The organism is Blochmannia endosymbiont of Camponotus sp. C-046 (genome assembly GCF_023585865.1).
In the GTDB taxonomy this organism is placed as follows: Bacteria; Pseudomonadota; Gammaproteobacteria; order Enterobacterales; family Enterobacteriaceae; genus Blochmanniella.
In genome coordinates, this window is sequence record NZ_CP097752.1 from 292,063 (window position 1) to 305,074 (window position 13,012).

The 13,012-nt window shown below is 28.5% G+C and carries 9 protein-coding genes and 1 tRNA gene; 5 read left to right on the forward strand and 5 right to left on the reverse strand.

The features are described from left to right. The first annotated feature begins 8 nt into the window (after positions 1-8). The 3 genes from rsfS (at position 9) to rodA (ending at position 3,462) form a co-directional block, all read left to right on the forward strand. Positions 9-326 carry a ribosome silencing factor gene (gene rsfS / locus M9409_RS01215; RefSeq protein WP_250227127.1) on the forward strand — a complete coding sequence of 106 codons (318 nt, stop codon included), beginning with the start codon at positions 9-11 and terminating at the stop codon, positions 324-326. 120 nt (positions 327-446) lie between these two features. After that, a complete protein-coding gene (gene mrdA, locus M9409_RS01220) occupies positions 447-2,297 on the forward strand; it encodes a peptidoglycan DD-transpeptidase MrdA (RefSeq protein WP_250227128.1) in 1,851 nt (616 codons plus the stop codon). Positions 2,298-2,349: 52 nt separating this feature from the next. Further along, on the forward strand, positions 2,350-3,462 hold the full coding sequence (gene rodA, locus M9409_RS01225; RefSeq protein ID WP_250227129.1) for a rod shape-determining protein RodA: 1,113 nt from the start codon (positions 2,350-2,352) through the stop codon (positions 3,460-3,462). A gap of 469 nt (positions 3,463-3,931) precedes the next feature. On the opposite strand, the gene M9409_RS01230 is transcribed toward rodA, so the two are convergent. Further along, on the reverse strand, positions 3,932-4,873 hold the full coding sequence (locus M9409_RS01230; RefSeq protein WP_250227130.1) for a DMT family transporter: 942 nt from the start codon (positions 4,871-4,873) through the stop codon (positions 3,932-3,934). Positions 4,874-5,060: 187 nt separating this feature from the next. Then, positions 5,061-5,134, reverse strand: a tRNA-Arg gene (locus M9409_RS01235). A gap of 176 nt (positions 5,135-5,310) precedes the next feature. Between M9409_RS01235 and folD the strand changes: the two genes are divergently transcribed. Next, positions 5,311-6,174 (forward strand): bifunctional methylenetetrahydrofolate dehydrogenase/methenyltetrahydrofolate cyclohydrolase FolD, encoded by an 864-nt coding sequence (folD, locus tag M9409_RS01240; RefSeq protein ID WP_250227131.1) that lies wholly within the window; start codon positions 5,311-5,313, stop codon positions 6,172-6,174. A gap of 34 nt (positions 6,175-6,208) precedes the next feature. Here folD and cysS read toward each other — a convergent pair whose 3' ends face one another. Then, entirely contained in the window at positions 6,209-7,606 is a 1,398-nt protein-coding gene (cysS, locus tag M9409_RS01245) for a cysteine--tRNA ligase (protein ID WP_250227132.1), read from the reverse strand. A 365-nt stretch (positions 7,607-7,971) separates the two neighbouring features. Here cysS and M9409_RS01250 point away from each other — a divergent pair, with 365 nt between their 5' ends. Continuing rightward, a complete protein-coding gene (locus tag M9409_RS01250; protein ID WP_250227133.1) occupies positions 7,972-8,718 on the forward strand; it encodes a UDP-2,3-diacylglucosamine diphosphatase in 747 nt (248 codons plus the stop codon). An 895-nt stretch (positions 8,719-9,613) separates the two neighbouring features. On the opposite strand, the gene adk is transcribed toward M9409_RS01250, so the two are convergent. Together adk and dnaX are read right to left on the reverse strand one after the other, a co-directional pair. Next, positions 9,614-10,276, reverse strand: a complete 663-nt coding sequence (gene adk, locus M9409_RS01255) for an adenylate kinase (RefSeq protein WP_250227134.1) — start codon at positions 10,274-10,276, stop codon at positions 9,614-9,616. A gap of 744 nt (positions 10,277-11,020) precedes the next feature. After that, on the reverse strand, positions 11,021-13,009 hold the full coding sequence (gene dnaX, locus M9409_RS01260) for a DNA polymerase III subunit gamma/tau (protein ID WP_250227135.1): 1,989 nt from the start codon (positions 13,007-13,009) through the stop codon (positions 11,021-11,023). Positions 13,010-13,012 lie beyond the last annotated feature (3 nt).

The following is a 13,012-nucleotide window of genomic DNA, read 5'->3' on the forward strand; positions in this document are numbered from 1 at the left end:
ATTAAACTGTGCAATCCGATGTTCTAAAAGAATTTGTAGTTAATGTTATATGTAATATGCAGGGACAGGATATTATATGTTTTGATATGTCTGGTAAAATTAATATTACAGATATCATGATTATTTGTACTGGTATGTCTCGTCGTCATGTGATTTCTATATCTCAGGATATACTACGAGAATCCCGTAGTTTAGGTTTACAACCTTATGGTACAGAAGGTATGAGTATTGGTGAATGGGTTTTAGTAGATTTAGGTAATTTAGTTATACATGTAATGCAAAAAGAAATTCGTAAATTATATGAATTAGAGAAGCTTTGGAATTAACGTAAATTAAAAATATCTATTTAGATCATGGTATTACAATGAATAGTAATTTATTTATTAAATAAGTGTATAATTATTTATATTGATAATTTATATTAGATATAAATAAATTTTGATTACATGAAGTTCAATGCTCATCAAATTTTTCATAATTATTCAGCGGAATCGTTGTCGTTTGTACGTCGTGTAACTATTGCGTGTGTTTTTATGTTGTTGGTCATTGGAATTTTATTTGTTCACCTATATCTAATACAGATAGTTCATTTTGATATGTATACTACTCGTTCCAATGAAAATCGGATTAAGATCATTCCTATTCCGCCTAAAAGGGGAATTATTTATGATCAAAATGGAATAGCTTTAGCATTAAATCGCACTATTTACCAATTAGAAGTGGTTCCGGAAGATGCAGCAAATTTAAGCCATACGATTCATGAATTAAAACTATTATTAAATTTAAGTGATCATGATATAGAACGTTTTGAAAGAATTCGGAAACATTCTGCTCAATTTGTTTCATTGCCTATTAAAATTGATTTAACGGAAGAACAACAAGCTCGATTTGCTGTTAATAAGTTTAGGTTTTCTGGGGTCACGATCAAAAGTTATCAACGTCGTTACTATCCTTATGGATCTGATGTAACTCACGTTATCGGATACGTTGCTAAAATTAATGGAGAGGATATAAAACGATTAAACAAGCAGGGTATTTTGGGTAAATATATTGCAGCTCCTAATATAGGCAAATTAGGCATTGAACGCTATTACGAAAATATTTTACATGGGACACCGGGTTATGGAGCTGTAGAAATAAATAATCGTGGAAAAGTAATTAGAGAATTATATAAAAAATATCCAATACCAGGAAAAAATATTGTTTTAACATTAGATTTGAATTTACAACAATACATTATAAAATTATTGGTAGGCAATCGGTCTTCTGTGATAGTTATTGACCCGAGAAATGGGGGGATCAAAGCTTTAATTTCTCATCCTAGTTATAATCCAAACTTGTTTGTTGATGGTATCTCCAATACAGAATATAGTATTTTATTAAAGGATAACAATTGTCCTTTGCTTAATCGCGCTACTCAAGGGATATATCCTCCTGCATCTACAGTAAAACCTTATATTTCTGTATCCGCTTTAACATTGGGAGTGGTTAATCAGAATTTTTTGTTTTCCGATCCTGGGTGGTGGCAATTACCTGGTTCAGAAAAACGTTATCGTGATTGGAAACGTTGGGGGCATGGTGAACTAAATATCACGAAAGCTCTTGAAGAATCTTCTGATACTTTTTTTTATCAAATAGCCTACAAAATGGGAATAGATAATTTATCAGAATGGATGCGTAAATTTGGGTATGGTCGATATACTGGTATTGATCTATTTGAAGAGTTAACTGGTGTTATGCCAACCAAAGCATGGAAAATACAACGTTTCAAGCAACCATGGTATCAAGGGGATACAATACCGGTAGGAATTGGACAAGGTTATTGGACTGCTACTCCTGTGCAAATGTCTAAAGCTTTAATTACTTTAATTAATGATGGCAACGTGCGTGTTCCACATTTGCTTGATAGTATTGTATTAGAAAAAGATCATGTTCCATATCATCAAACAGAATTTGATCAAGTAGGCGATCCAAAATCAAATGTATGGAAAATTGCTAAAGATGGAATGTTCGGAGCAGCTAATCGTCCAAATGGCACAGTAAGCAAAAGTTTTGCTGACGCTTCATATAAAGCAGCGGCAAAATCTGGTACGGCGCAATTATTTAGTTTAAAAAGTAACCAAAATTATGATCCCAGTAAGATTTCTGAATCTCTTAGAGACCATAAATTGATGACTGCCTTTGCTCCATACGAAAATCCCACGGTAGCTGTAGTGGTAATTTTAGAAAACGCTAGAATTGGAGTATCAATAGGATCAATTACAAGAAAGATATTTGATTATGTTTTACTACAATAATTATATATATAATTAAATTATTTTTTAACTCATTAGTTATTATAACGCATCCATGTATCAAATTATTCAAAAAAATTCATTATGGAACAAATATCATATTGATTTAACATTATTTCTGTTAATTATTTGTTTATTATTATATGGAACTTTTATAATGTGGAGTGCGTGTGGTCAAAATTTTGAAATGATCCAATTAAAAGTGTTACAAATGATAGGAGGATTATTGTTGATGTTTTTTTTAGCACAAGTTCCACCTAGAGTTTATGAATTTTGGACACCGTACATATATTTTTTATGTCTTATATTATTAATTTTAGTTAATATGATAGGGCAAGTTAGCAAAGGAGCTCAACGTTGGTTAGATTTTGGTATCATAAGATTTCAACCATCAGAAATAGTTAAGATTTCTGTTGTACTAATGGCAGCGCGTTATATTGATAGAGAGCAACATCCGCCATCTATCAAAAATGTTGGTATCGTACTGTTATTAATTATGACTCCTACCATATTTATGTTGTTACAACCAGATTTAGGGACAGCAATCTTAACGGTCAGTTCTGGATTTTTTGTGTTGTTTTTATCTGGAATTAGTTGGAAATTAATTTTATTTACATTACTATTAATAGTTTTGTTTACTCCTATATTTTGGTTTTTTTGTATGCATGATTACCAGAGATCTAGAATAGAAATATTATTACATCCAGAAATTGATCCGCAGGGCGCTGGATACCACATTATTCAATCAAAAATTGCTATCGGTTCGGGTGGTTTTTATGGAAAAGGGTGGTTACATGGAACACAATCACAGTTAGAATTTTTACCGGAACGTCATACTGACTTTATTTTTTCAGTGATAGGAGAGGAACTAGGATTTTTTGGAATATTAATATTATTGTTGTTGTATTTGGGAATTATATTGCGTGGATTGCTGATTGCTGTTAATACACAGCATATGTTTGGACGATTAATTATCGGTAGTTTTATGTTAGTATTGTTTATGTATATATTCGTAAATATTGGAATGGTTAGTGGTTTATTACCAATAGTAGGTATTCCGTTACCATTAATAAGTTATGGTGGTTCATCTTTATTAGTATTAATGGCGGGATTTGGTATTGTTATGTCAATAAACGGGCATAGAAAAATGATTTCTAAAATTTTATGAGTTAGTAACTATAAATATAGTATAAAAATTTTATTGTTTACATTATTAATTTTTATCAAAAATTTTAAAGATCTAAAAATGACACAGATATATAAATATGGTTATTTTAATATGTGCAAATAATATTCATATAGACGTAATAATGTAACAAATAATAATATTATAAATAAATATGATGACGTAATGGATTTACGTACTACTATAATATTAGTTAGTATGCCTATGTAAATAAGCATAAGAAAGATGTATTATTAGCACAGATAACAAATTTGGATTTGTATAAGTTAATGAATATGCTCATGATGATATATACAATAAGTGTTATCATCGTTTATTGTTGATTACAGTTGTTGATTGGGTGTATTACATGATTTTTATTTACAGTAAATGGAATGACCATGATATATTCTGTTTTCACAACAGTTCTTTCAACTATTTACTGAAAGATCAATGATTTGCAAAAATTATCTTAGTATGTGTTTTTACGAATTTTCATGATATATGTAACTCCAGAAATTAATAAAAACATCCCAACTAAAATTAAGGGAGATGGCCATAGTTGTTGATGTATACATGAGTATATTAAACCTGCCACAGTTTCTACTACAATCAATGGGCCTATTAACGTTGTTGGTAATCTTTGGCTCGCTTCATTCCAAAAGAATGTGCCTAACCAAGAGCAACAGAATCCAATTAATACCATTAATAAAATAAAAAAAATTGGTCTAGGACCAAAGGGTAGTGCGAATTCATCTTGAATTAAATCTGAACAGCAAATACATACAAAAAAATAAACGAGACATGATAGCGGTAATGTAACTATGCCTTGTGCATTAGCCCAGGTCATAGGTTTATTATATGGATGAGTTTTTAACCAATGTGCATTCCTTAATGCATACCATGCCCAACATACAACAGAAATAATTGCTAAAATTATTCCGCTTGTGTATTGCCATATACTCAGTATAAAGAATTCAGATCGCAGTTCAGAAATATTCACACATAACAAACCCGATCCCATTAGCAACAATGATATTAATAAAGTATGGTTTGGTAATTTTTTTTCATTAGGAGAAACAATATGTGTCGTTACAGTTAACATTAGAGGTAATGTACCGACAATAGCTGTTGAAATTGGCACCCCCACGCGTTGAATAGCACTTGTTAAACAAGTGTAGTATATTAAATGACCTGTTAAAACTAATTTTATTGCTTCTAACCAATCTTTTAGTAACAATCTACGTAAATGTGCTCTATCATACCATGATAGTGGTAATGAAATTAATCCAAATGCGATATAACGACCCGATGCTTGTAATATGCTGGGGTATTCTGGTATCAATAAAGGACCTATAAAAATTAATCCCCATAACAATCCTGAGATTACAGCAAAAGCAATTCCTAATATCATGATATTTTATCATACTAATGAAATATACTTAATACTATTATTTAGCAGAAGTCTATTTTTATTAAATCACAAGTATACACCTATTAAGTATACACATTTTTATTAAACTATGTTATATGATTTGTTTAATTGAGATTTATTTATGTAATTGATAACCATAATATATGATGAGCATTATGTGTAATTATGCGCCCTATAGGATTCGAACCTATAACTTACAGCTTAGAAGGCTGTTACTCTGTCCAGTTGAGTTAAGGGCGCGTCATTTGTATATTTTACTAAATATATATTCTTTTTGCGAGATGTCTTGTTAGATTAAATATTTGTTAAGCAGTATGTTTTATGAAAAAGTGTATAGTTTAAAATTAATAGTGATATGTATTTGTTATAAAATAACATCATTGTGTTCATACATAACTTATTGGATATATTCTGCAATGATCGCCAAGATAATTGATGGTAAATATGTTTCTGAAAAAATAAAAAAAGAGATGGCTAATCAAGTACGTAAAAATATGAGTTCTGGGAAGCGTGCACCGGGATTAGCTATGATCCTGGTAGGAGATAATCCAATTTCTCAAATATATGTAACTAATAAGAAAAAAGTATGCGAACAAGTGGGTTTAATTTCGTTTCTTTATACTTTACCTATTACGGCTACTGAAAATGATATTTTTCAATTAATTGAAGTTTTAAATAATGATTACCGTGTAGACGGTATTTTAATTCAGCTTCCATTACCAAATAAGTTAAATAAAATAAATATTTTAGAACATATTGCCCCTGATAAAGATGTAGATGGTTTTCATCCGTATAACGTAGGGCGTTTATGCCAACGATCTCCTACGTTACGTCCGTGTACTTCTCGCGGTATAATTACTTTGTTGAAATGGTATAATATAGATATGTTTGTATTACATGCGGTTGTAGTTGGAGCATCAAATATCGTTGGTCGGCCTATGACTATGGAATTGTTATTGGCGGGATGTACGGTATCAATCACTCATCGTTTTACTCAGAATTTAAAAATATATATTGAAAATGCTGATTTATTAATAGTAGCAGTGGGTCAAGCAAATTTTATTCCTGGTGGTTGGATAAAACGAGGGGCTATAGTAATAGATGTTGGTATTAATCGATTGAATAACGGGAACCTGGTGGGTGATGTTCACTTTTCTAGTGCTTATGAACGGGCAGCATATATTACACCTGTTCCGGGTGGGGTAGGTCCTATGACGGTAGTAACACTTATTCAAAATACTTTGCAAGCATATGATGATCATCATATGGAGGAGAGATAGTTTCATTTATTTCACTTTATTGTTACTATTTATATTATTTGTAATGCCATTTCGTAATCCCTGTAGACTTGTCTTCTAATGTTATTCCCATAATGTTTAGTTTTTTTCGTATTCTATCAGCTAATTCCCATTGATTATTTTTTCGTGCAACTTCTCGGCATTGAATTAATTTTTGAATTTTTTCAATATGATATTTTTTATTATTTTTTGATGTTATTTTTTTTAAGAAAATTTCTGGATTTTGATGTAATAATCCGATAATGTTTGCTAAATATTTTAAGGTAGCAGCTATACCTTGAGTAAGCGAATGACCTTTAATTTTTAAATCATTTAATTTGTGTGCTATTTCAAATAATACTGAATATGCTTCTGGTGTATTGAAATCATCGTTCATTTTAGAATTAAATTTTGATATAAAATGTTCCCCCCCATTTGGTTTTATTGTAGGATTAGTATCTCGTAAAGCTATGTATAATCGTTTTAACGATGCTTGTGCATTTTTAAGGTTATTATCATTATATTTTAATTGACTACGATAATGAGCAGACATTAAAAAGTATCTTATTGTTTCAGGATCATAATGTCTTAAAATATCACGTATAGTAAAACAATTATTCAATGACTTTGACATTTTTTCATAGTTAAATAACAGAATACCAGAATGCATCCATATATTTGCATAAGAAGTGTCATTAGCACATTCAGATTGAGCGATTTCATTGTCATGATGCGGAAAAATTAAATCTGTTCCCCCTCCATGAATGTCTATTTGATTACCAAAAATGGAATAATTCATAGCAGAACATTCAATGTGCCATCCTGGACGGCCATCTCCCCATGGAGATGGCCAACACGGCTCCCCTGGTTTAGATGTTTTTTTCCATAATACAAAATCCATAGGGTTTCTTTTTGTGTTTGATATTTTTAAGTTATTATAATGTGTTTCAGGTAAATTTTTTTTATTGGATAAGAGACCATAATTGCGCATCGTTTTTACAGAAAACATGATATCTCCGTTAGGAGCAGTATATGCATGTTTTTTTGAAATTAATAGACAGATAAATTTAATGATTATATTAATATGTTCTGTTACTTTTGGTTCATAATTTGGGCGTAATATATTTAATGCATCTAGGTCTAGATGCATTTCTTGAATCATACGTTTAGTTAGTTGTTCAGTAGTCTCGTTATTTTCATAAGCTTTGTTTATGATTTTATCATCTATATCTGTTATGTTACGGGCGTAATCTACGTGATATCCGCAATGACGTAAATAACGAATAATACTATCAAATGCTATAAATGTTCTAGCATGTCCGAGATGGCATAAATCATAAACTGTAACGCCACAAACATATATTTTAATTTTACCAGAATCGATAGGTGTAAATTTTTCTTTTTTTCTTGTTAAGGTATTGAAAATTTTAAGCATTTTAATTCATTATATAATTTTGATACGTAATCATATTGATTTTTAGTGTATAAGCTTAATAGGTTAATAGGATCTTTAAACTAGATTATATATATAATCTAGTTATTAATTTGGTATTGATGTCATCGTCTTTGCATAAAAACATGACATATGTTATCTTAATCATGAGGGTATGGCAATGTTTATTATATAGTAAGTATAATTATGGCATATACTATATGCATATATTCATGTATAGTATGATTTTATTTACATGATTGTTTTTATTTGATTATTAAATTTTTAATGAATAGTTTTGATCTGAAATATTAAAAATATAACAATATTAAAATTGCCATTATTATAATTATTCAATATATATATGTATGTCTATTTTATTTATTTCAGATGTTCATTTGTGTGTTAAGTCGTCATATATTACTAATGGGTTTTTGTGTTTTTTAAAAAATTATGCAATACGTGCTAAAGCTCTTTATATTTTAGGAGATTTGTTCGATGCTTGGTTAGGAGATGATGATTGTAATCCACTGCATATTAATATTGCTAAAGCTTTGAAAGCGTTACATCGAAAAAGAATTTCGTGTTATTTTATTCATGGAAACCATGATTTTTTATTAGGAAAGAAATACGCTAGCGCTTGTGGAATGAAGTTATTATCTTCTAAGCAAGTGTTACAATTAGAGTCTGGAAAAAAAATAATTATTTTACATGGGGATATTCTATGCTCTAATGATGGCTCATATCAATTATTTAGAAAATGTTTACGTCATATTATAGCGCAGCGGTTATTTTTATCGTTACCATTGTCCGTACGTTCACGAATATTCAGTTCTATGCGTGCATGTTGTACACAACATGCAAAATATAAATCAACAAAACAATTAGATATCAATTTAAAAACAGCTACAGATATTTTAATACAGAATAATGCGGATATCATGATTCATGGACATACTCATCAACCTGCAACTCACAATATTTACAGATCCAGATCTAAAAAAGATATTCTTAAGATAATAGTGTTAGGATGTTGGAACAAATACGGTTCAATTGTAGAAATAAATGAAAAGAACAACGATATACTATTTACAGAATTTCCATTATATAAATAAATAGAATGTAAAGTTAGTATTTTGTATTAATAGTTAAAATATCTATATGTTATTCATAAATATTTTCATGAGAAATGGAACATTTATCATTTAGCCTAATATTTAGAATAAATGAAATGTTAAACACATGTTTTATATATATACGAGATATATATAAATAGGGAATGTATATATTTTTATTAAGATTACTTATAAATATAGATGTGGTTTAATTTTTATTAAGGATATATATTTTAAATATAATTATTTTTTTGTAGATCTTTTTCTTTTTTACAATAGTTTGCCTGTTCTTGTATAATATTAAACAGTTTACTACAAATTGTTCGAAAAGTAAATGTAAGTATTGTTGATGTGATTACTAGATTTTTATTATTTAAAGATAATTTATTGTTTGCAAATAAATTATATTCTGTCTTATTTGAAGAGTAGAATGAAAATATATAATATGTCCTGGTAAGATTCACATTATCATGGATACTATTGATAGTTAAAAAAATAAAAGTTAGATTTAGACAGATTCATCATAATCAATATTTTATAATTGTTGGATATATTTTATATGCTGCATACAGCAAGTTAGATGAAAATTGTTTATTATATTGTATATATGATTTCAAAATAGTTTATATATTTATAATGTTATCTTTGAGTGTTTATCATTTGTCGCTTGTATCTGCACGTCTACATTATAGAAACAATGTATCGATTTATTGTGTTTTTGATAGTTAGTATTTAGTGTCCATTATATACATTAGTGATTTTTACAATAAAATTATATATTTTTTGAGAATTAACTAAGCACTGTGGTTGATGAGATAGTGTATTTTGTGTGCTGATGATGTTTATTATGGGTGTTGATATCATAATGAAACTGAAATGGACACTCTAATAAGTATTATAAATTGATAATATTGATTAATTCTTTGTAGATTTCAGAAATATCACGATTTCCATCAACAGCAAAATATTTTATTTTTTTATCTTTCGATTCTTTTCTATAATAATCTGATACTGGTGCAGTGTGTTGATAGTAATTATGTAATCGTTGACGTATAGCTTCTTCGTGGTCGTCTTTTCGAGTAGTTAACACTTCCCCAGTAATATCATCTAATCCATAATTTTTAGGTGGATTAAATTTTATATGATAAGTTCTACCAGAACTTACATGTATTCTCCTGCCTATAATACGATCAATGATCACAGAATCTGATATAAAAAATTCTATGATATAATTTACAAAAATTTCATATTTTTTCATAGATTTTGCTTGTAAAATTGTTCTAGGGAAGCCATCTAATAAAAATCCATTACGACAATCGCGTTGACTAATGCGTGTGTTGACTAATTGCAACATAAATTCATCATTGACTAAATCACCAGCATGTATAATATTTTTTATATTTTTATTCAGTTCATAGGACTGATACGAGCTGTTATGTATCGTTTGACGCAACATCATGCCTGTAGAAATATTTGGAATGTTGTATTTATTTGTAATAAGATGAGCTTGCGTTCCTTTGCCTGATCCGGGAGGGCCTAAGAATATGATACGTATCAAATTTAATTCTCAATAAAATTATAAAAATTTAGCAAATAATGTCTATAATTATTGCAAACATACATCTACTCATATATAGAAATAACCCTTATCTAAACGTATATTTAAATTGGTATTAATCTGATCTAATTTTAATAATTGTTATTATATCATAACTAAAGTATAAAATTATATTTTATTATCTAATTATTGTAGATTATGCTGTAAGAGTGATGTTTTGATTTTATATTATAAGTAGTGATTAATAGTTAAATTAAGAACACGAATTGATAAATTGAGTAGGATGACAGTATTTACGCATGTTTCTAAATGTATTGTCGTTAAATGTCATTGTTTATGAATAATTTTTATTCATTATTACAAATGAAGGTTGATTATTGTTTTGATTTAACTAGCTTATTTGTATGGGTCAATTTTGAGTTAAAAATGAATCTTATTGATTGATAGTTTTAATTTAATTTTTTGATCATTAGGTATATAAAATAGTAATTAATTTTTATAAAAATCATGGTAGTAGTTATGTTAGTCAATGAAATTACATGTTTTTAATGTGCAGTTAATTTATTTTTTTAGACTACATATACAATATAATTGATATGAAATTAAAAGTAGTATTATTTTATTTATTTAAATTTTATAGGTTTTTTGATGCTTAAAGTACTTGAATATCATTTTCATCTATTTCAGCATCAAAAAAAGATTTAATCATTTTAACGTACGGATCACTTGAAAATTCTTTCTTTACTATTGATGATATTTTTTTTTATATAAAGTATGTAAATATTCCATTGGTGTTTTTATTGCATAGTTGTCATTTTTTTTGATGTGTAATTTTATCGGTATGCCCATATTATGGCTGAGTGATTTTTGTATGATATTGTGTAGTTTTATGGAATTTAAATGTTGATATTCGGAACGAACATGTAGGCATATTTCATTTGAAGAAATTTTTTCTTTCCATGAGTTCATAACTAATTTTTTTGCTGGTTTTGGTAATGATAATTGATATATTTGTGATATCCATAAATCTTTATTTATTGCTTCTTGAAGTATTTCTTTTATAATATTGGGTATATTTTGATGTTTTTGTAGGTTGAGTGTATCGTTAGTGTTATTATGCGACTCCAGATATTCCGATAAATTTTCATTAATTTTATTGAAACGATCAGTACTATTTTTTAAAATTATTGTATTAATATTGGCAAATCTATCTAAGATACTTTTTGTTTGTTTTTGAGATTCTGAAGTTAAATTTGATTTTTTTTCTATTACATGTAACTTATTACATTCTTTATATTGTAATAATTTTGATCGGGCTTCTAATATTTTAGAAGTGATATCTTCAATCTTTCTATTAGATAAAGATTTTGAAATTTTTGGTTTAGTATTATCCATATTGAATTTATATTTTTTAAGATTTAAGAGTAATGTATCATTTGTTTTTTTTGGTTTTTCTATATTTAATGGATGGCTACTATTTTGATAGTGATTTATTGATTGAACAGGACCAGTAGTAATATGTTGTGTAGTATTAGTATTTATTTCAGAATTATTATCTGAGCATACAGGTTTTGAAGGGATACTACTGCCATCATTGCCATTATTATTATTATTATTTTTGTTTGTTGTATCTATATCAGGACGAAAAGCTAATGCGCGTAGCATGGTCATTTCTATTCCCATGCGATGACTAGGAACGTAAGGTAATTCCCGACGACCTAACAGAAAAATTTGATAATATAATTGTACATTTTCTGGGGTAATACGATTACTTAATTTACGTATACGTTGATTGATGTGTTGTGTTACATTATTATCTTCTTTTTGTACAGAATTTGTTAGAAATTGACCTATAGCTATTTTTTGCAAGATAGTAAGAATTTCGTTGAAAATATAATCCCACTGGATTCCTAAATTGTTCAAATTTTCAATTTGGTGCATGATATTGTGTATATCCGCATCAATTAAGTTTTCAATCAAACATAATGGATGTTCGACGTTTGATATACCAAACATATTATTAATAACATTATTAGTTATATTATTATTTCCTAAAACAATAGCTTGCTCTGCTAAGCTAAGCGCATCACGCATACTTCCTTTTGATGCATATGCTAATGATTCTAAAGCAGAAGTCTCTATTTTTATGTTTTCTTTATGAAAAATATATGTGAGTTGAGTGATAATTTGAGAAATATTTAGAGGCTTCAAGTAAAACTGTAAACATCGGGATAGTATAGTTTCCGGTAATTTTTGGTATTCTGTAGTAATTAAAATAAATTTAACATGTGCGGGTGGTTCTTCTAACGTTTTTAATAAGGCATTAAAACTGTGACGCGATAACATATGTACTTCATCTATGATGTATACTTTAAAGCGACCTCGAGATGGCATGTATTGTACATTATCCAAAAATTCTCTAGTATCCTCTACTTTAGTGCGTGATGCTGCATCTATCTCAATAAGATCAATAAAACAACCTGATTCAATGTCTTTGCAATTATTACATTGACCGCACATAGTATATGTTGAACCTTGTTCACAGTTTAATCCTTTTGCGAATAATCGAGCAATAGTAGTTTTTCCTACTCCTCTTGTACCACTTAATATATAAGCATGGTGAATTTTATTTAATGAAAAAGTATGTGTGATTGCTTGAATGATATGTTCTTGTCCTACAAGATCAGAAAATTTTTTTGGACGCCACTTTCGAGCAAGTACTTGATAACTCATAAG